Source organism: Nocardioides sp. Soil805 (assembly GCF_001429625.1).
Taxonomy (GTDB): Bacteria; Actinomycetota; Actinomycetes; order Propionibacteriales; family Nocardioidaceae; genus Nocardioides.
The window spans coordinates 999,121-1,016,983 of record NZ_LMSU01000001.1; the positions used below are offsets into that span (position 1 = coordinate 999,121).

21 protein-coding genes are annotated in these 17,863 nt (G+C 72.6%); 12 read left to right on the forward strand and 9 right to left on the reverse strand.

Annotated elements, in window-relative coordinates:
- Positions 1–46: 46 nt before the first annotated feature.
- The 3 genes from ASG94_RS21610 to ASG94_RS04995 form a co-directional block, all read right to left on the reverse strand.
- Positions 47–739: a lytic transglycosylase domain-containing protein gene (locus ASG94_RS21610; RefSeq protein WP_156411424.1), complete on the reverse strand. Its 693-nt coding sequence runs from the start codon at positions 737–739 to the stop codon at positions 47–49.
- A gap of 345 nt (positions 740–1,084) precedes the next feature.
- The gene (locus tag ASG94_RS04990; RefSeq protein ID WP_056925257.1) at positions 1,085–2,404 is read right to left on the reverse strand and encodes a PhoH family protein; all 1,320 of its coding nucleotides are present in this window, start codon (positions 2,402–2,404) and stop codon (positions 1,085–1,087) included.
- Positions 2,405–2,656: 252 nt separating this feature from the next.
- Positions 2,657–3,436, reverse strand: a complete 780-nt coding sequence (locus tag ASG94_RS04995; protein ID WP_056925258.1) for an isoprenyl transferase — start codon at positions 3,434–3,436, stop codon at positions 2,657–2,659.
- Positions 3,437–3,470: 34 nt separating this feature from the next.
- Between ASG94_RS04995 and ASG94_RS05000 the strand changes: the two genes are divergently transcribed.
- The 4 genes from ASG94_RS05000 to ASG94_RS05015 all read left to right on the forward strand — a co-directional run bounded on the left by ASG94_RS05000 (position 3,471) and on the right by ASG94_RS05015 (position 5,824).
- On the forward strand, positions 3,471–4,037 hold the full coding sequence (locus tag ASG94_RS05000) for a hypothetical protein (protein ID WP_156411425.1): 567 nt from the start codon (positions 3,471–3,473) through the stop codon (positions 4,035–4,037).
- On the forward strand, positions 4,037–4,522 hold the full coding sequence (locus ASG94_RS05005) for a DUF421 domain-containing protein (protein ID WP_056925260.1): 486 nt from the start codon (positions 4,037–4,039) through the stop codon (positions 4,520–4,522). Before ASG94_RS05000 ends, ASG94_RS05005 begins: the two co-directional genes overlap by 1 nt.
- 71 nt (positions 4,523–4,593) lie before the next feature.
- Entirely contained in the window at positions 4,594–5,337 is a 744-nt protein-coding gene (gene trhA / locus ASG94_RS05010; RefSeq protein WP_056925261.1) for a PAQR family membrane homeostasis protein TrhA, read from the forward strand.
- A gap of 109 nt (positions 5,338–5,446) precedes the next feature.
- Positions 5,447–5,824, forward strand: coding sequence for a hypothetical protein (locus tag ASG94_RS05015; RefSeq protein WP_056925262.1), 378 nt, complete (start codon positions 5,447–5,449; stop codon positions 5,822–5,824).
- 49 nt (positions 5,825–5,873) lie between these two features.
- Here ASG94_RS05015 and ASG94_RS05020 read toward each other — a convergent pair whose 3' ends face one another.
- From ASG94_RS05020 to ASG94_RS05030, 3 genes are read right to left on the reverse strand one after another with little or no spacing between them, the layout of a single operon-like run.
- Complete coding sequence (locus ASG94_RS05020) at positions 5,874–6,812, reverse strand: DUF1353 domain-containing protein (RefSeq protein ID WP_082623934.1); 939 nt, start codon at positions 6,810–6,812, stop codon at positions 5,874–5,876.
- Positions 6,813–6,842: 30 nt separating this feature from the next.
- Positions 6,843–7,106 carry a metal-sensitive transcriptional regulator gene (locus ASG94_RS05025; protein ID WP_056925264.1) on the reverse strand — a complete coding sequence of 88 codons (264 nt, stop codon included), beginning with the start codon at positions 7,104–7,106 and terminating at the stop codon, positions 6,843–6,845.
- Positions 7,106–7,504, reverse strand: coding sequence for a DUF302 domain-containing protein (locus ASG94_RS05030; RefSeq protein WP_056925265.1), 399 nt, complete (start codon positions 7,502–7,504; stop codon positions 7,106–7,108). The genes ASG94_RS05025 and ASG94_RS05030 overlap by 1 nt, the downstream gene beginning before the upstream one ends.
- 63 nt (positions 7,505–7,567) lie before the next feature.
- Between ASG94_RS05030 and ASG94_RS05035 the strand changes: the two genes are divergently transcribed.
- From ASG94_RS05035 to ASG94_RS05065, 7 genes are all read left to right on the forward strand, one after another.
- Positions 7,568–7,885, forward strand: coding sequence for a rhodanese-like domain-containing protein (locus ASG94_RS05035; protein WP_056925266.1), 318 nt, complete (start codon positions 7,568–7,570; stop codon positions 7,883–7,885).
- A complete protein-coding gene (locus ASG94_RS05040; RefSeq protein WP_056925267.1) occupies positions 7,885–9,264 on the forward strand; it encodes an MBL fold metallo-hydrolase in 1,380 nt (459 codons plus the stop codon). The genes ASG94_RS05035 and ASG94_RS05040 overlap by 1 nt, the downstream gene beginning before the upstream one ends.
- Complete coding sequence (locus ASG94_RS05045; RefSeq protein WP_082623935.1) at positions 9,261–10,112, forward strand: sulfite exporter TauE/SafE family protein; 852 nt, start codon at positions 9,261–9,263, stop codon at positions 10,110–10,112. Before ASG94_RS05040 ends, ASG94_RS05045 begins: the two co-directional genes overlap by 4 nt.
- Before the next feature lie 73 nt (positions 10,113–10,185).
- Positions 10,186–12,354, forward strand: coding sequence for an MMPL family transporter (locus ASG94_RS05050; protein WP_056925268.1), 2,169 nt, complete (start codon positions 10,186–10,188; stop codon positions 12,352–12,354).
- A 48-nt stretch (positions 12,355–12,402) separates the two neighbouring features.
- Positions 12,403–12,585, forward strand: coding sequence for a hypothetical protein (locus ASG94_RS05055; RefSeq protein ID WP_056925269.1), 183 nt, complete (start codon positions 12,403–12,405; stop codon positions 12,583–12,585).
- A 68-nt stretch (positions 12,586–12,653) separates the two neighbouring features.
- Positions 12,654–12,857, forward strand: coding sequence for a YgaP family membrane protein (locus ASG94_RS05060; protein ID WP_056925270.1), 204 nt, complete (start codon positions 12,654–12,656; stop codon positions 12,855–12,857).
- Between the two features lie 37 nt (positions 12,858–12,894).
- Positions 12,895–14,010, forward strand: coding sequence for an FUSC family protein (locus tag ASG94_RS05065; protein ID WP_056925271.1), 1,116 nt, complete (start codon positions 12,895–12,897; stop codon positions 14,008–14,010).
- Positions 14,011–14,013: 3 nt separating this feature from the next.
- Here the strand turns inward: ASG94_RS05065 and ASG94_RS05070 are convergent, their stop codons facing one another.
- The 3 genes from ASG94_RS05070 to ASG94_RS05080 are packed head-to-tail and all read right to left on the reverse strand — an operon-like array spanning position 14,014 to position 16,745.
- Positions 14,014–14,805, reverse strand: a complete 792-nt coding sequence (locus ASG94_RS05070; RefSeq protein ID WP_235537132.1) for an FAD:protein FMN transferase — start codon at positions 14,803–14,805, stop codon at positions 14,014–14,016.
- On the reverse strand, positions 14,802–15,368 hold the full coding sequence (locus ASG94_RS05075) for an FMN-binding protein (RefSeq protein ID WP_056925272.1): 567 nt from the start codon (positions 15,366–15,368) through the stop codon (positions 14,802–14,804). The genes ASG94_RS05070 and ASG94_RS05075 overlap by 4 nt, the downstream gene beginning before the upstream one ends.
- Before the next feature lie 21 nt (positions 15,369–15,389).
- Positions 15,390–16,745, reverse strand: a complete 1,356-nt coding sequence (locus ASG94_RS05080) for a ferredoxin reductase family protein (protein WP_056925273.1) — start codon at positions 16,743–16,745, stop codon at positions 15,390–15,392.
- 115 nt (positions 16,746–16,860) lie between these two features.
- Here ASG94_RS05080 and ASG94_RS05085 point away from each other — a divergent pair, with 115 nt between their 5' ends.
- Positions 16,861–17,853 carry a YihY/virulence factor BrkB family protein gene (locus ASG94_RS05085; protein ID WP_056925274.1) on the forward strand — a complete coding sequence of 331 codons (993 nt, stop codon included), beginning with the start codon at positions 16,861–16,863 and terminating at the stop codon, positions 17,851–17,853.
- Positions 17,854–17,863: the final 10 nt, after the last annotated feature.

Genomic DNA, 17,863 nt, shown 5'->3' on the forward strand with positions numbered 1-17,863 from the left:
CTGTCGCGAACTGCCCAGGTTGTGCCCCCCGCTCGAGCCGTCTGGCTCAGTACCAGCCGTTGCCGGCCTTGAAGGACCAGGCGCTGCACGGGGTGCCGTAGGTGTCCTGGATGTAGCCCAGGCCCCAGCGGATCTGCGTCTCGGCCGAGGTCATGTAGTCGGCCGGCAGGTCGTGCAGCTGGGTGAGCGCCTGCGGGATGCCGTACGCCGAGGAGCTGGGATTGTCGGCGTCGATGCGCCAGCCGGACTCGCTCATGTAGAGGGAGTCGAGGCAGGAGAACTGCGAGGCGTCGAAGCCGAACTGCGGCAGCAGCGCCTTGGCGATGTCGCGCGGGTCCGCGCTGGACAGGTCCTCGGTGCGGGTGACGGCGGGACCCTCGGCGACGGAGAGCGCGGCGCGCTTGGTCGCGTCGGTGGCGCCGCGGCGGTCCGAGCGGGACACGGGTACGACGGACTCGCGGCGCTCGAGCGCACTGTTGTCGGAGTCGGCGGAGGCGACGGCGACTCCACCCACGGCGGCCGAGGCGAGGTCACCCGCAGCAGTGCCGGTCGGCGTGCCCAGCATGCCGCCGGACACGCTCACGCCGGTCACCGCGGCGGCGACGCCGGTGAGGACCAGGGAGGTGCGCACCAGCCGGGCAGGGACGGAGGGACCCGCCTTGTGCTTGCCGGGGGCGCGGTGTCGGGGGACGTGCTTCTCGGGCTTCGACGCGGACTTCAGGGGCACAGGGGAGCTCACCGGGGGGGGGGTAGAGGGCAGGACGATGTCGCGGCCTGTCGAGAGTGGGGGGAGACAGGCGGACAGGGGGATCGAGATCACGAAACGATCACGGGCAACCATGCAGGAGCGCGGGAGACCATGCAAACCAAACGGCCGAACTCGTGCCGTTTTCCACGAGATCCGAGCCTCACGAGTCACCGAGGTCACACGAGTCACGCCAGCCCCACCACGGGCGCCCATCGTGACCGATCGCACGCCCCCAGCCGGCAGTGCCGGGGCCCGGGGAGCGGCACGACAGGACCCGGGACGCAGTCCGGCTCGCGCCCGGGACGTGGGCGCGAGCCGGACTCCGGTGGCGGTGCGTCAGAGCGTGACGTTCTCCAGCATCTCGGTGACGAGCGCGGCGATCGGCGAGCGCTCGGACCGGGTCAGGGTGACGTGGGCGAAGAGCGGGTGGCCCTTGAGCTTGTCGATGACCGCCACGATGCCGTCGTGGCGCCCCACCCGCAGGTTGTCGCGCTGGGCGACGTCATGGGTCAGCACCACCTTGGAGTTGGCACCGATCCGCGACAGCACCGTGAGCAGCACGTTGCGCTCCAGCGACTGGGCCTCGTCGACGATGACGAACGCGTCGTGCAGCGACCGCCCACGGATGTGGGTGAGCGGAAGCACCTCGAGCATGCCCCGGTCCATCACCTCGTCGATGACGTCGGGAGTGGTGAGGGCGCCGAGGGTGTCGAAGACCGCCTGGCCCCACGGCGACATCTTCTCCGACTCCGAGCCCGGCAGGTAGCCGAGCTCCTGTCCTCCGACGGCGAAGAGCGGGCGGAAGACGACGACCTTCTTGTGCAGGCCCCGCTCGAGGGTGGCCTCCAGGCCGGCACACAGGGCGAGCGCGGACTTGCCGGTGCCGGCCCGGCCGCCGAGCGAGACGATGCCGACCTCGGGGTCGAGGAGCATCTCCAGGGCGATCCGCTGCTCGGCGGAGCGACCGTGGATGCCGAACGCCTCGCGGTCCCCGCGCACCAGGTGCACCTGCTTGTCCGGACCCACCCGGCCCAGCGCCGTACCCCGGTCGGAGAGCAGGACGAGGCCGTTGTGGCAGGGCAGGTCACGCGCCTGGGCGAGGTCGACGACCCCGTCGTCGTACAGCTCGTCGAGCTCCCCGGAGGTCACCTCGAGCTCGGCCATGCCGGTGTAGCCGGTGTCGGAGTCGCTGATCGCCTCGGCGCGGTACTCCTCGGCGTCGAGACCGACGGCGGAGGCCTTGATGCGCAGCGGCAGGTCCTTGGAGACGAGCGTGACCAGGTGCCCCTCGTCGGCGAGGTTGCGCGCCACCGCGAGGATCCGGGTGTCGTTGTCGCCGAGGCGGAAGCCCGAGGGCAGCAGCGCCGGGTCGGTGTGGTTGAGCTCGACGCGCACGGTGCCGCCCTCGTCCCCGACCGGGACCGGCTCGTCGAGGCGCCCGTGCTCGATGCGCAGCTCGTCGAGGCTGCGCAGCGCGGTGCGCGCGAAGAACCCGAGCTCCGGGTGGTGGCGCTTGCCCTCGAGCTCGGTGATGACGACCACCGGGAGGACTACCTCGTGCTCCGCGAAGCGGCGCAGGGCGCCGGGATCGGCCAGCAGGACGCTGGTGTCGAGGACATACGTGCGGTTCTGGCTGACCTGCTTGTTCGAGCTCACGGAGTGCCTACCCCTATCGGACCGGCGCGACGCACCACACCCGGTCCTGTTCAACTCATGGACCGGACGGCTCCTCGAAGTGGTGCGTGACTCCCACAGCTGCCTCCCGATTCAGCGGGCTTCCCCACCCGCCGATGAGGCCGAAAGTACGCCCGGCCCGAAGCCGTTCGGCAGCGACACGCCAGAACGCGGGGTGAACGCTGTGTTACCGCACCCGGGGTGCCCGCGCCCGCCCTGTCGTCGGGAGTGACGTCAGGAGCCGAAGCGGCGCTCGCGCTCGGCGTACGCGCGGATGGCCCGGAGGAAGTCCACGCGCCGGAAGTCGGGCCACAGCGCCTCGCAGAAGTAGAACTCCGAGTGCGCGGACTGCCACAGCAGGAACCCGCCGAGCCGCTGCTCGCCCGACGTGCGGATGACGAGGTCCGGGTCGGGTTGGCCCTTGGTGTAGAGGTGGTCGGCGATGTGGTCCACGTCGATGACGTCGGCCAGCTCCTCCAGCGAGGTCCCGCGCGCGGCGTGCTCCTGGAGCAGCGACCGTACGGCGTCCGCGATCTCGCGGCGCCCGCCGTACCCGACGGCGATGTTGACCAGGATCCCGTCGACGTCGCGGGTCTGGTCGTCGGCGTCCTTGAGCTTCTGCGCGGTGCTGGCCGGGAGCAGGTCGAGGGCTCCGACGGGGTGGATGCGCCAGCGACCCGTGGCGGCCAGCGACTCGACCGCGCCCTCGATGATCTGCAGCAGTCCGGCCATCTGCTCCGGCGGGCGGTTCGTGAGGTTGTCGCTGGAGAGCAGCCACAGCGTCACGACCTTGACGCCGACCTCCTCGCACCAGCCGAGGAGCGGGAAGATGTTGTCGGCCCCGGCCTGGTAGCCGCCGGCCGTGTCGAGGCCCACCGCCTTGGCCCAGCGGCGGTTGCCGTCGAGCATGACGCCGATGTGCTCGGGGACACGATCGGCGGGGAGGAACTTCGCGACCCGGTGCTCGTAGGCCGGGTAGAGCACCCGACGCACCGCGTCCTTCCACTTCGCCACGTCGACGATCCTAACCGGGCCCTAGGGTGTCGCCGTGCCCGATCGATCCCTGCGTCCGCCGGCAGTCGAGGACCCCATGCCCGCGACGGACGACACCACCGCCGGACTGCGCGACACCCCACCTCGGCGGCGGGGCCGCTGGTTCCGCCGGGCGGGGGTCGGGCTGCTGGTGCTCGTCGTCGTGCTGTCCGCCTTCGACCTGCTCGGTCCGCGCCGTGGCGACGTCACCGCGCGGAGCGGCGGCTACACGCTCACGGTGGAGTACCCCCAGGTGACCCGGGCCGGCCAGCCCGCTCCCCTGCACGTCACGATCGACGCGACCGCCGGCTTCGGCGACACCGTGCAGGTCCGGTTCTGCGACGAGTTCTTCAACGACCTCGACTTCCAGAACTGGTACCCCAACCCTGCGGCCGAGACGACCGTCCCGCCGTGGATCATCTACGAGCTCGACCCGCCGCCGTCCGGGACGACGCTGGAGATGAGCCTGGACGCCCGCGTGTCGCCCGGACAGTTCGGCGAGACCGACGACTGCCAGGTCAGCGTCCTCGTCGAGGACGAGCCGGTCGTCTCGGCGTCCTTCACGAGCTGGAGGATGCCCTGATGGACATCCTCATCCGGTCGCTGGCGATCTTCTTGTTCCTGTGGCTCGTCGTCCGCGTCGGCGGCAAGCGCGAGGTCGCCCAGCTCTCCGCGTTCGACATGATCCTGCTGGTCACCGTCGGCGACCTGGTCAGCCAGGGGATCCTGCAGGAGGACTACTCGGTGACCGCCGCGGTGATCGCGGTGGCGACCTTCTCGGTCGCCGGTCTGGCGCTGAACTCCCTGGCCTTCCACCACCCCCGGTTCCGGCCGTGGCTGGCAGGTCGCGCCCGCATCGTCGTACGCGACGGGGAGCCGCTGCTCGACACCCTCGCCGGGGAGCGGATGACCATCCAGGACGTCCAGGAGGCGGCGCGTCAGCAGGGCATCCGCCGCCTGAGCGACATCGAGCTGTGCGTGCTCGAGACGGACGGCTCGTTCTCCTTCTTCACCCACGGCGACGAGGACGAGCGGGACGGCTCGCCGGACGACCACGAGATCGCCTGAGGGACGCGTCCGCGGGGCCGCCCGAGCCTCTCGACAGTGACGTCTGAGGTGCCTGCGGGTAGTTTCGGGGCATGAACGACGTCATCCGCCACCGACTCGACGGGCTCCACGAGCGCGTTGACGGCGCCACGGAGGCGATCCACGAGGCGATCGCCGACGTCAAGCCGCACCTGCGGGGCTGGCTGCACCTGGCCACCGCCCCCCTCACCCTCGCGGCGGGCATCGTCCTGATCGTGCTCTCCCCCGACGCCACCACCCGCGTCGGCTCGGCCGTCTTCGCGGCCTCGGCCCTGATCCTCTTCACGGTCTCCGCGGTCTACCACCGCGGCACCTGGTCACCGAGCACCCACTCGCGGCTCAAGCGCTTCGACCACTCCAACATCTTCGTGCTCATCGCGGGCTCCTGCACGCCGTTCGCCCTCCTGCTCCTCGAGGGCCGCGACCGGTGGACCATGCTGGCGATCTGCTGGGGCGGCGCGATCGCCGGCGTGCTGATGAAGGTCTTCTGGAAGGGCGCGCCGCGCTGGCTCTCCGCCCCGATCTACATCGCGCTCGGCTGGGCGCCGGTCTTCTTCTTCGGCGACTTCATCAGCGGCGCCATGGACCGGTACGGCGCCGGCACCGGCACCGCTGTGATGGCGCTGATCGCAGCAGGCGGGGCGCTCTACACGATCGGCGGCGTCGTCTACGGCACCCAGCGGCCCAACCCGTGGCCGCGCTGGTTCGGCTTCCACGAGGTGTTCCACACCTTCACGATCCTGGCCTTCGTGACGCACTACGTCGGCGTCTCGGTCGCGACGTACGCCCTGCGCTGACGACTCCGCCAACGGGCCGCGCCCGTGAGTCGGCTCACGTCGGGGAACACCCCGCGCTCCGGGAGCGTCGTACGACGGAACGCCCGTCCCCGACCCTGGTGCCCCTGAGATGACCGAACCCGGACCGCAGCCCTCCCTCGACCTGTCCCTGCCCCAGGTGGTGGGCGGCGCCGTGGCGGCCGCCGCCGCGACGGTGCTGAGCTCCCGCCTCGGGATCGTGGGGACCGTGCTCGGCGCGGTCTTCGCGAGCATCGTCTCCGCGGTCGTGACCGCGTCCGTCACGGGGTGGTGGCACCGCGCCCAGCAGGCGTCCCGCACGGCCCGGGACCGGGTGCCGCACCGGGTCCGTGGCGTGGTCGTCGGCGCGGGCGCGCTGGGCCTGCTGGTCGTCGCCTTCCACACCGGCGTCGACCTCGTCACCCAGGACCTGCCACGGGACACCTTCGCCGCCCGCTGGCTGGCGGAGGTGGGCCTCACCCAGCGGTGAGCCCTGCCCGCGCGGCAGCGTGGCGGCGTGGCCGACACGCTCGCGCCGTTCAACCCAGCGTGAACCACCCGAAGACCACCACCGCGCCGCCGGCGACGCCCACGGCGACCGCCCGGGCCACGCGGGGGGCGTGGGCGGCGAGGCGCTCCGAGAGCTGGTAGCCCAGCGAGATCGCGGCCAGCCCGACGGTGACGTGCAGCAGCACGGCGAGCATCACCCCCGCGATCGCCCCGGCCATCCGGAAGCGACCCCACAGCAGGCTCAGCACAAGCGGGACCACCACCGCCCCGGAGAGGCCGCCGAGCACCTCCTGCCACCATGGCCGCTCCCCCATCCACGGCACGGCCCACGCCAGCGGCCAGTCCCGGTCGAACAGGTCTCCGGTCGCGCAGTAGCCGAGGTAGACGATCACCGCGATCGACGCACCGGCGCCGACGCGTTGCGCCCACCGCCGCAGCGGCGACCACCCGGACGCCGCGGTGAGGCCGCCGCCCACGAAGATCGTCGCCGCGGTCACCGCCGACCAGACGATCCAGCGCCGGACGACCCCGGTGCCGGTGTCGGCCATCGCGTCGCGGAAGACCCGGTCGGCCTCCACCCGGTCGATCACGTGCCCCTCGGTCGAGTCGTACGACGGGTCGCCGCCGCCCGCGACCAGGGCGTCGTGGACCAGGGCGGCCGGCAGGTGGGCGCCGGTCTTGGGCACCAGCCAGGTGAAGAGGGCGGGCGTCGAGGTCAGGTCGGTGCGGAAGTCGGTCGTCGCCGGGACGAGGATCTCGCCGAGGTGGCGGTCGTCGTACGCGATCCGCCGCTCGAGGCTGAACACCTCCAGGCCTGCCTCGTCGTGGCGCTCGAGCACGATGCGCGGGTCGTGGGCGGGGTCCGGTGGCAGGCCCACCCGGTCCCCGACCGGCAGCACGCCGCCGTCGTAGAAGCGGCGGGGCTGGGCCCGCACCTGCTCGCGCGGGTCCTGCTGTCTCCGAGACATGTCCCCACTGTGGCACTCGCCACGGACACCTCAGGCCAGGGAGAGGAAGAGCTTCTCCATCTTCTTGACGTCCACGGAGTCGATGCCGTCGCCGGCGGTCAGGCACTGCTGCAGGCCGCTGGCGACGATGGCGAAGCCGGCCCGGTCGAGCGCCTTGGAGACCGCGGCGAGCTGGGTGACGACGTCCTCGCAGTCGCGGCCCTCCTCGAGCAGGCGCAGCACGCCCGCGAGCTGCCCCTGGGCGCGCTTGATGCGGTTGATGACGGGGGTCATCTCGGTGGGGTCGAGCTCCATCAGTCCTCCTGGGTGAGCGCGGCGAGGGCCGCGGAGATGCGTGCGCGGGCGTCGGTGGCCACGCTCGCGAGGGCGGCGTGGTCGGACATGCCCATCATGACCGCCGGGTCGAAGGCCTCCACGACCGTGGTGCCCTCGTCCACCGAGCGGACGACCACGTTGCAGGGCAGCACCGCCGCGATCGAGGGATCCACCTGGATCGCCTCGTAGGCCAGCGGCGGGCGGCACGCGCCCAGGATCACCTGGGGCGGCAGGTCGACGTCGAGCTTGGCCTTCATGGTGGCGGCCAGGTCGATCTCGGTGAGGATGCCGAAGCCCTGGTCGGCCAGCGCCTCCCGCGTCGCGGCGACCGCGTCGTCGTACGGCAGCGCGAGCGTCGTGCTGAGGGTGTAGTCCATGTCCCGAAGCATACCCCCGGGGGTGTTTTGGATATCGGACGGATACCCCCTAGGGTATTTCGCATGACCCCACGCACTCCCGAGATCTCGATCGAGGCGTACGCCGCCGAGCGCGACTCCGGCGTGACCGTCGACGTCCGCGAGCGGGCGGAGTACGCCCAGGCGCACGTGCCCGGCGCGATCCTCGTGCCCATGGGCCAGCTGGCCTCCCGGCTCGACGAGATCGACCGCACGGCCCGCGTCCACGTCATCTGCGCCTCGGGCAACCGCTCGAAGGCGATGACCGACCTCCTCGTCGCGTCCGGCTTCGACGCCGTGTCCGTGGCCGGCGGGACCCGGGGCTGGATCGAGTCGGGTCGCTCGGTGGGGGTGGGTCTGTGATGGCCGACCTCACCATCGTCCCGATCGAGACGCCCACGCTCGGCGACCGCAGCTACCTCGTGCACGACGGCGAGGTGGCGTTCGTGGTCGACCCGCAGCGCGACATCGACCGCGTCCTCGTCCTGCTCGACGAGCACGGCGTGCGCCTCACCCATGTCTTCGAGACCCACATCCACAACGACTACGTCACCGGAGGCTTCGCCCTCGCGCAGCGCACCGGTGCCCAGTACCTCGTCAACGGCGAGGACGACGTGTCCTTCATCCGCACCCCACTGGCGGACGGGCAGGTCGTCGAGGTGGGTGGACGTATGCGCGTCACCGCGCTGGCAACCCCCGGCCACACGTTCACCCACCTCTCCTACGCCCTGACGGACACCGGCGCGGGACTCGACCAGTCGGTCGGCGTCTTCTCCGGTGGCTCCCTGCTGTACGGCGCCACAGGTCGCCCGGACCTCCTCGGTCCCGAGCACACCCACGACCTGGTGCGCCACCAGCACGCGTCGGCGCACCGGCTGGCCGACCTGCTGCCCGACGACGCGGGGGTCTTCCCGACCCACGGCTTCGGCTCCTTCTGCTCGGCCACCCAGTCCGATGCGACGTCGTCGACCATCGGCCGGGAGAAGCAGGCCAACCCCGTCCTGACCCAGGACGAGCAGACCTACGTCGACGAGCTGCTGGCCGGCCTCGGCCCGTGGCCGGCCTACTACGCCCACATGGCCCCGGCCAACGCCGCCGGTCCGTCCGAGCCCGACCTGTCCCCGCCCGCCCTCGCCGACGCCGCCGAGCTGCGGCGGCGTATCGAGGCCGGCGAGTGGGTCGTGGACCTGCGCAGCCGTACGGCGTTCGCGGCCGGCCACGCGCCCGGCACCCTCAACTTCGGGCTCGACGGCGGCTTCGCGACGTACCTCGGCTGGCTGGTCGCCTGGGGCACTCCGATCACGCTCCTCGGCGAGACCGCCGAGGACGTCGCAGACGCCCAGCGCGAGCTGGTCCGGATCGGCATCGAGCGCCCCGCCGCCCACGCCACCGGCACGCCGGAGGACTGGAGCGAGGGCGAGCTGAGCTCGTTCGCCACGGCGACCTTCGCCGACCTGGCCCAGGTCCGTCACCACCGCGAGGTGGTCGTCCTGGACGTGCGTCGTGCCGACGAGCACGACGCCGCCCGCATCGACGGCGCGGTCAACATCCCGCTCCACGAGCTCTGGGACCGCCTCGCCGAGGTGCCCGCGGGCGAGGTGTGGGTGCACTGCGCCGGCGGCTACCGCGCCTCCGTGGCGGCCTCGATGCTCGACGCCGCCGGACGCTCGCTCGTCGCCATCGACGACTCGTTCGACAACGCCGAGCAGGTCGGACTCCACCTGGTGGGGCCCGAGGCGTGACGCTCCTCGGCACCGCTTCCGCCACGCTGGTCGTGGCCCTCGTCGCCGGCGCGCTCATCGGGCTCAGCCTGGGTGCGCTCGGCGGAGGTGGCTCGATCCTGGCGGTCCCGGTGCTGGTCTACGCCCTGGACCAGAGCCCGGCCCAGGCCACCACCGGATCGTTGGTGGTGGTCGGGGTGACCTCGCTCGTGGGCGCCGTCACCGCGCACCGCGCGGGCAACGTCCTGCTCGCCCGCGGCGTGGCCTTCGGGCTGGTCGCGACGGGCGGGGCGGTCATCGGGGCACGGGCGTCGGCCGCCGTCCCCGAGGCGGTGCTGCTGGGCGCGTTCGCGGTGCTCATGCTCGCCGTCGGCACCCTGCTGGCGGTGCGGCAGTGGCGCGGGCGCCGGGCCGACCCCGCCGAGCGGCCGGCCCGGCGCCCGGAGCTGGACGACCCGATCATCACCTTCAGCCCGACCTTCGCCTGCCAGTGCCCGCGGGCCCTCAAGGTCGTCGTCACCGCGACGGCGGTCGGGCTGCTCACCGGCTTCCTCGGGGTGGGCGGCGGCTTCCTGGTCGTGCCGGCCCTGCTGGTGGCGCTCAGCCTGCCGATGGAGTACGCCGCCGGCACCTCGCTCGTCGTCATCACCCTGACGAGCGGTGTGGCGCTGCTGGCCCGTGCCGGCAGCGGCGTCGCCCCCGACTGGTGGCCCGTCGTCGCGCTCACCGCGGCCGCCGCCGTGTCGGCCGTGGTCGGCGCCCGCGTCGCCGACCGGGTCGACACGCGTCGCCTCTCTGCCGCTTTCACCGGGCTCGTGCTCGCCGTCGCGGCGTACACCGCCGTCCAGGCCCTGCCCGCCCTCGTCTGACCCGCCTGACCCGCCTGACCTGACTTCCGCACACCCCCGACACACGCACACCCCCGACACAAGGAGCTCCTCCATGACGTCGACGGCATCCCGCCGCCACGCTGCCCGTCCGGACCCCGACGGCCTCGGCTACCAGCCCGGCCCGCTCGGCCGCCTCGGCGTGTGGGTCACCCACCACCGCCGGCTCACCGCGGTCGTGTGGCTGTTGCTGATCGTCGGCCTCGGTGCCTTCGCACCCAAGGTCGAGGCGAACCTCTCGGGTGCCGGCTGGCAGGCCGACGGCTCGGAGTCGGTCGCGGTGCGCGAGGTCGCGCAGGAGAGCTTCGGCGGCAACGCCAGCTCGGCCATCCAGGTCGTCGTGCACAGCACCGACGGCCCGGTGACCGAGGGCCGAGGGAAGGCCGTGCTCAGCGAGGCGACCGCCCTGCTCGAGGACGAGCCCCGCATCGCCGAGGTGATCGCCCCGCAGTCCGGGGCCACGCTGAGCCAGGACGGCGAGACGGCCGTGATCCTGGCCGGCGCCGGCGCCGACCCCAACGAGATGGTCCGGGTCGCCGACGACCTCAAGGGCGAGCTCGAGGCCCTCTCCGGTGACGGCGTGGAGGTCAACCCGACCGGCGCCTCGCTGCTCTGGTCGGACTTCAACGAGGCCAACCTCGACGCGATGCTGACGTCGGAGATGTTCTCCTGGCCCGTCACTCTCGCGATCCTCGTGCTCGCCTTCGGGGCCCTGGTCGCGGCCGGGCTCCCGCTGATCCTGACCCTGGCCGGCCTGGTCGCCTCGGCCGGCTCGCTGGTCCTGATCAACGAGCTCGTGCCGGTCTCCATCTGGGCGATGAACTTCGCGATGATGTTCGCCCTCGCGCTCGGCATCGACTACGCGCTCTTCCTGGTGGTGCGCTTCCGGGCCGCCCGCATGGGCCACCACGAGACGCCACGGCAGGCGATCGCCGAGACCATGGACACGGCCGGCAAGGCGGTGCTGCTGTCCGGGATCACCGTGCTCGTCTCGCTGAGCGCCGTCATGCTCGTGCCGTCGCCCTCCTTCCGCTCGATGGCGGGCGGGATCATGCTCGCGGTGACCTTCGTGCTCGCCGCCACCCTGACCCTGCTCCCCCTGGTGCTCTTCAAGCTCGACCACCGGATCAACAAGCTGGCCCTGAAGTGGGTGCACACCGGCGAGCACCGCTCGGCGAAGTTCGCGGCCTGGGGCGAGCGACTGTGGAAGCGCCCCATCGCCTTCGGCCTCGCCTCCCTCGTCGTGCTGCTCGCCCTGGCCGCACCCGTCCTCGGCCTGCGGACCGCGATGCCGTCCATCCAGGTGCTGCCCGAGGACGCGAGCGCACGCGTCGGCTACGACCAGGTCAAGGACGCCTTCGGTGACGGCGCCCCCGGCACCCTCCAGGTGATCGCGAAGACGTCCGACGCGAAGGCCACCACCGCAGCCCTCGCCGACGACGACGGCATCGCCGGCGCCATGCCCGCACAGCCTGCCGCCGACGGCAGCGACCTGGTGCTCATCCAGGCCGTCCCGACGGTCGACCCCTCCGACCCCGAGCTCGGCACGACGGTCGAACGGCTGCGCGCCGAGCTGCCGGAGTCGGCACAGGTCGGCGGTGCCGCGGTGGAGAACCTCGACCTCAAGGCCCAGCTCGACGAGTCGACCCCGCTGGTGATCGGTGTCGTGCTCGCGCTCGGCTTCCTGCTCCTCCTGGTCGCCCTCCAGGCCCCGCTCATCTCGCTGCTCGGCACCCTGGCCAGCCTGCTGTCGACCGGTGCCGCCTTCGGCGTCGCCCGCCTGGTCTTCCAGGAGGGGTACGGCGCCGGGTTCCTCGGGTTCGAGTCCCAGGGCTTCCTCGACGCCTGGGCACCGGTGTTCTTCTTCGCCATGATCTTCGCCATCGCGATGGACTACACGGTCTTCCTGCTGGCCTCGGCCAAGGAGCACTACGAGCGCTCCGGCGATCCCCGCGAGGCGATGGTCGGGTCGCTGGCCCACTCCGGCCGGGTGATCTTCGCCGCCGGCGCGGTCATGGTCGCAGTGTTCTTCACCTTCGCCCTGTCCGGTCCGCTGCCGCCCAAGGAGATGGGCATCGTGCTCGGCGTGGCGGTGCTGCTCGACGCGTTCCTCGTCCGCCTGGTGCTGCTGCCCGTCATGCTGCGCCTCACCGGCCGGGCCGCGTGGTGGAGCCCTCGCTGGCTGACGCGGGTGCTGCCGAAGATCACCTTCTCCCACGGCTGATCCTCCCTTCCAGAACACCCCACAACCCCTCACAGAACGGAGCACACCATGTGCCGAGCAGTCCGATGCAAGACCTGCAACAAGACCACGTGGGCCGGCTGCGGCCAGCACGTCAGCCAGGTCAAGGCGGGCGTCCCCGCGCAGGAGTGGTGCAACGGCCAGCACACTCCGGCTGAGAAGGCGGCCGCCGGCTCCGGCGGTGGCTTCCTCTCGAAGATCTTCGGCCGCTGACCCCCTGACCGGGTGGGGGGACGCCGTCCCCCGAGCGTTCCCCCACCCTCCGCCGATCGGAGACCCCCATGAACGTCGACCGCGCCGTCCTCTCCCTGGCCGGCACCGTCATCCTCGTGAGCGTGCTGCTCAGCGCGTTCGTCTCGACGTGGTGGCTGCTGCTCACCGCCTTCGTCGGCCTCAACCTCCTCCAGTCCGCCGTCACCGGGGTCTGCCCCGCCGCGATCGTCTTCCGCAGGCTGGGCCTGCAGTCCGGTTGCGCGTTCCGCTGATGGGCCCTGGGGCCCGGTTGTCCGTAGGGTCGACCGGATGAGCACGAAGTTGAGGCAGCGCGTCGACGAGCGCATCAGCGACCCGATCTGGTGGAACGACGTCCTGCAGCTGGCCAAGACGGTGCTCGCGGCCGTCACCGCCTGGGTCGTGGCGGCCAGCGTGCTGGACCTGCCGCAGCCCTTCCTGGCCCCGTGGTCCGCGCTGCTCGTCGTGCACGCGACCGTCTACCGCACGTTCTCCAAGGGCACCCAGCAGGTCGCGGCCACCGTGGTGGCGGTGATCCTGGCCACCATCGTCGGTGAGACCTTCGGGCTCACCACCGGCGCGATCACCCTGCTCCTCGTGGTGGCCCTCCTGCTCGGCGCCGTCCCGTGGCTCGGGGCCGAGGCCACGACCATCGCCACCACCGGGCTGGTGGTGCTCACCACCGGCTTCGAGAGCGACGTCATGCTCATCTCGCGGCTGCTCGACACCGCCATCGGTGTCGCGGTCGGGCTGCTGGTCAACGTGATCGTGTGGCCGCCGCTGCGCCGGCACACGGCCGCCAGGGCCCTGGACCGCATCGACGACGAGATCGGGGCCCTGCTGGTCGACATGGCGGGCGGCCTCGGCGACGGCTGCCAGGACGAGGACGTCGACGCCTGGATCGATCGCAGCCGGGACCTCGACGGCGAGGTGGACCAGGCGTGGGCGCTGGTGCGCCAGGCGCAGGAGAGCGCCCGGATGAACCCGCGCCGCTCGGCCCGCCCGATGAAGAATCCCGAGCAGTGGCACGGGTTGTTGCGACGCATGGAGCAGTCCGTCGCCGAGACCCGCAGCCTCGCCCGCACCCTCGGCGGCCAGTCGGCCCACAAGGAGACGTGGGGCGACGCCTTCGCCGTGCCGTGGATCGAGATGCTCGGCGACACGGGGCGGGCCGCCGCCGACGCCGACCCCGACGCCTTCCACGAGGTGCGCCGACGGCTGGAGGCGTTCACCGACGAGCTGCGTACGACGGAGCGCTCGGCCGAGTGGCCGATCTACGGTGCGCTCATCATCAACCTGCGCAACATCATCGATGCGATGGACGTCGTGGCCGAGGCGAACCCGATCGGGGGCAACCGGCTGCCGCTGCGGGTCCCGGGCGGGCCCGGTGCGGCCACGACGACCTGACCCTCATCGGACGAGGTCGGTGCCTCCGTCGGCCCAGACGACGAGCCCGCCGCGGTCAGGTCGGGTCCGCAGCCAGCTGAGAGCTCCGGGGCCGTGGGCGAAGGCGGCGGTGGCGTCGACGTCCGCGGCCACCAGGTCGGGGGCCACCACGGTCACGGAGGCGACGCCGGAGGGCGGTCGGCCGGTGCGCGCGTCCACGACGTGCTGGCCGCGGTGCGCCGTCCCGGACGTGGCGACGGCCCCGCGGCGGCACGGCACCTGCGCGACCAGGCGCGTGGGATCGTGCGGGTCCTCGATCCCGATCAGCCACGGCTCGCCCTCGGGGTCGGCGGTCCAGCACACGAGGTCGCCTCCTCCCCCGAGGCAGGCGTCGGTCCCCGGCAGGGCGGTCAGGTGACGCGCCGCCCGGTGCACCGCCCACCCCTTCACGACGCCGTCCGTGTCGAGCACGGTGCGACCGTCCGGACCCGGGCGTCGTACGTCGAACGCCCCGCCGGAGGCGGTGCGCGCCGCCTCCGCCAGCGCCAGGACCTCACGCACCTCCGGCGGTGCGTCCGCCGGGTCGGCCAGACCCGCGTTGTGCCGGCTCACCCACGAGTCGACGCGGTAGCGGCTGAACATCGCGTCGGCCGCACGGAGGTCGGCCTGTGCGCGTCGCCAGGCCGCCCGGGCGACCTCGTCGCCGGCGTGCCGGCCGCGCAGGGCCACGCTGACGGGCAGTCCCATCACCTGCACCACGTCGCGCCATGCCTGCGGCCGGGTGGGCGGCCGGGGCGTCGTACGCGCGGTGCTCACAGCCCTGCCCGGTCCAGCGCGCTCTGCAGCGACTGCTGGTAGCCGTTGCTGGTGTACGTCGCGCCGCTCACCATGTCGATGTCGGCACTCTGGGCACTCATGGTCTCGTCGACCAGGATCGGCAGGGCATAGCCGTTGATCTGGGCGTCCGTCCCGTTGCTGGCGGGGTACTGCAGCACCGAGACGCCGGTGATCTTCGAGCCCGCGACGTTGACCGCGACCTGCACCGGGCCCCACTGGGTCTGGACGGTGTCGCCGGTGACGGTCGTGCTGGTCGAGCCACTGCTGCTCGAGCCACTGCCCGTCGAGCCGCTGCCGGTCGAACCACTGCCGGTCGAACCACTGCTGGTCGAGCCGCTGCCGGTCGAACCGGATCCCGACCCTGCGGACCCCGACGCCGGGGACGGTGACGCCCCCGAGGTGGCGGGGTCGGCCAGTGTCCCGGCGCTGTAGGCCGAGATGGTGCTGTGCGTGGCCAGCGGTCCGGCGAAGGAGGTGTGGTAGCCGGCGAGCAGCATCAGCACGACGGCCGTGCTCGCGAACCACAGGACGATCCGTCTCATCTCGTCACCATCTCCATCTCGTCACCAGCCGAATGCTTCGACGTGGATGTGGGTCTCGGGGACGCCGGCCCGGCGCAGGTCGGCGACGACGAGGTCCGCCCACGGCTCGGGGCCGCAGACGTAGACGTCGCGGCGCGCGATGTCGGGGACCCAGTGCCGCAGGGCGGCCAGGTCGCTGTAGCGGCCGACGTGGGCGTCGCCCAGCCACGAGTCGGGGCCCCGGCGCCGACCGGGCAGGTGCATGACCCGCACGCCGCGGGCGGCGAGGCGACGCAGGTCGTCGGTGAACGCCCCCGGGCCGCTCGAGCGGTGCAGCACGACCACGTCGCCGGCGGGGGCCAGCTCCTCCGCCAGCGCGACGAGCGGGGCCGACCCGACGCCGGCGCCGATGAGGGCCACCTTGTCGCCGTGCCGGCTGCGGGGGCTCAGCCGGCCGTAGGGGCCCTCGACGAGCACCCGGCTGCCGCGCGTGAGGGTCGCGGTCGAGCCGCTGCCGTCGCCCACCGACTGCACGGTGATCCGCAGGCGGCGCCCGTCGGGGGCCGCGGACAGCGAGTAGGGGTTGGCGCGCGACCACCCGTCGCGACCCAGGAAGCGCCAGCTCAGCCACTGCCCGCCCTGGACCTTCAGCCGGTCGAGGCGGCGGCCGGTCACGACGACCGAGACCACGCCGGGCTCCTCCTCGACGACCTCCTCGACCCGCAGCTGGTGCCGCAGGTTGCGTGTCACGGGCAGCGCGACGCGCCACAGGAGCACGGAGGCCGTGGCGAGGCCCCACGCGGTCCACCAGAATACGGCGCGGCCGGTCGAGGAGACCAGCTCCTGCCCGGTCCACAGCTGGTGCGGCAGGGCCAGCCCGGCGCCGAGGTAGGCGTAGAGGTGGAGCAGGTGCCACGACTCGTAGCGCAGCTTCTTCCTCGCCGCGCGGACGCTGGTGACCACCACCAGCACCAGAGCCACGAAGCCGGCGTCGGCCAGCAGCATGGCCGGGTAGGAGCGGGTGAGGTCCCACAGCTCGGCCGGCCACCGCAGCAGCGACCCCGCGGCGTACCCCCAGGTGATGAGCACGACGTGCGCCAGCATCAGGTTGAACGACGTGAACCCGACCGTGCGGTGCACGTGGGTCAGGCGGTCCTGCCCGTACGCGCGCTCCAGCACCGGCACCCGGGCCATCAGCAGCACCTGGACGAGCAGGAGCACCGAGGCGACGAGGCCGGTCCAGCGGCCCAGGGAGGTGAGCCCGGAGGCCCAGCCGCCGAGGTCGCCGAGCCCGCCACCCTCGATCCACCAGTAGGTCACCAGGGCCAGCGAGGCGGCCAGCAGGGTGCTCGCCCCGCGGCGTACGGCCAGGTCGAGGGAGGCACGGCTCGGTGTCATGTCGCCAGACTCCGCCCGGTTGCTGGGAGCCCCGTGGGTCGGACCTGTGAGGTTGCTGTGGGTCTCGCGCGGCCCTGACGGTGCCGGGCGGCGTGGACGTCCATAGGGTGCGTCCATGACGACCGCCCGCACCGTCCCCGTCACCACCGAGATGGACGGTGACGAGCTCGACGCGATGGATGCCTGGCACCTCGCGCGCCAGCACGGGCTGAGGAAGATCGCGGTCGAGTCGTTCGTCCGCTTCCGGTACGGCGACGGGTTCACCAACTCGCGCGCGCTCGCGCTCCAGGCCTGCCTGGCCGTCGTCCCGTTCCTGCTCGCCCTGACCGGGCTCGCCGCCGACCTCGACGAGGAGCGGCCCGCCCAGGTCGTGGCCCACGTCGTCGACTCGCTCTCCCCCGGGGCGGGCGAGAGCGACGCGCTCACCACCGCGGTGGAGAAGTCCGACGAGTCGGAGGCGGCCGGCGAGGTCGCGCTGGTGTTCGGCCTCGGCTTCGCCCTGGTCTCCATGGCGACCGCGATGGCCCAGGTCGAGCGGGGCAGCAACCGCATCTACGGGATCCGGCGCGACCGCAATGCCCTGGCCAAGTACGGCCGGGCAGCGGTCCTCACGGCGGTGCTGGCCGGCCCCGTCGGCATCGGGTTCCTCATGATCGTCGGCGGCGGCGCCTTCGGCGAGGCGATGGCCGACAACTACGGGTGGTCGGAAGGGACCGTGCAGTGGTGGAACGTGCTGCGCTGGCCCGTCGGGCTCGGCCTGCTCGTGCTCACCATCGCGGTGCTCCTCGACCACGCCCCGCGGCGCCGGCAGCCGGCGCTGTCGTGGCTGGCGCTCGGCGCGGGCATCGCCGTGGTCATGAGCGCGGTGGCGACCGTCGGGCTCGCGCTCTACGTCTCGCTGAGCGGCTCGTTCGGCAGCGTCTACGGCCCGCTCGCCGGTGTCTTCGCGCTCCTGCTCTGGGCCCTGCTGTCCTCCATCGCCCTCTTCTACGGCACCGCCGTGTGCGCCCAGCTCGAGGCACTGCGCGCCGGCGAGGTCCACCCGGCCCTCGCGGACCCGGGGCGCCCGCACGCGCGGACCGTCGACGACGGACCCGGGGACGTCTGAGGCTCCGGTC

Bases quoted from the DNA above. Each gene is read 5' to 3' on its own strand.
- ASG94_RS05025 (WP_056925264.1), bottom strand. From the start codon at position 7,106: ATGGAGCTCGACCCCACCGAGATGACCCCCGTCATCAACCGCATCAAG.
- ASG94_RS05075 (WP_056925272.1), bottom strand. From the start codon at position 15,368: ATGAGACGGATCGTCCTGTGGTTCGCGAGCACGGCCGTCGTGCTGATG.
- ASG94_RS05040 (WP_056925267.1), top strand. From the start codon at position 7,885: ATGGCCGACCTCACCATCGTCCCGATCGAGACGCCCACGCTCGGCGAC.
- ASG94_RS05050 (WP_056925268.1), top strand. From the start codon at position 10,186: ATGACGTCGACGGCATCCCGCCGCCACGCTGCCCGTCCGGACCCCGAC.
- ASG94_RS05060 (WP_056925270.1), top strand. From the start codon at position 12,654: ATGAACGTCGACCGCGCCGTCCTCTCCCTGGCCGGCACCGTCATCCTC.
- ASG94_RS05035 (WP_056925266.1), top strand. From the start codon at position 7,568: ATGACCCCACGCACTCCCGAGATCTCGATCGAGGCGTACGCCGCCGAG.
- ASG94_RS05065 (WP_056925271.1), top strand. From the start codon at position 12,895: ATGAGCACGAAGTTGAGGCAGCGCGTCGACGAGCGCATCAGCGACCCG.
- ASG94_RS05030 (WP_056925265.1), bottom strand. From the start codon at position 7,504: ATGGACTACACCCTCAGCACGACGCTCGCGCTGCCGTACGACGACGCG.
- ASG94_RS05085 (WP_056925274.1), top strand. From the start codon at position 16,861: ATGACGACCGCCCGCACCGTCCCCGTCACCACCGAGATGGACGGTGAC.
- ASG94_RS05005 (WP_056925260.1), top strand. From the start codon at position 4,037: ATGGACATCCTCATCCGGTCGCTGGCGATCTTCTTGTTCCTGTGGCTC.
- ASG94_RS05055 (WP_056925269.1), top strand. From the start codon at position 12,403: ATGTGCCGAGCAGTCCGATGCAAGACCTGCAACAAGACCACGTGGGCC.
- trhA (WP_056925261.1), top strand. From the start codon at position 4,594: ATGAACGACGTCATCCGCCACCGACTCGACGGGCTCCACGAGCGCGTT.
- ASG94_RS05020 (WP_082623934.1), bottom strand. From the start codon at position 6,812: ATGTCTCGGAGACAGCAGGACCCGCGCGAGCAGGTGCGGGCCCAGCCC.
- ASG94_RS05080 (WP_056925273.1), bottom strand. From the start codon at position 16,745: ATGACACCGAGCCGTGCCTCCCTCGACCTGGCCGTACGCCGCGGGGCG.
- ASG94_RS05015 (WP_056925262.1), top strand. From the start codon at position 5,447: ATGACCGAACCCGGACCGCAGCCCTCCCTCGACCTGTCCCTGCCCCAG.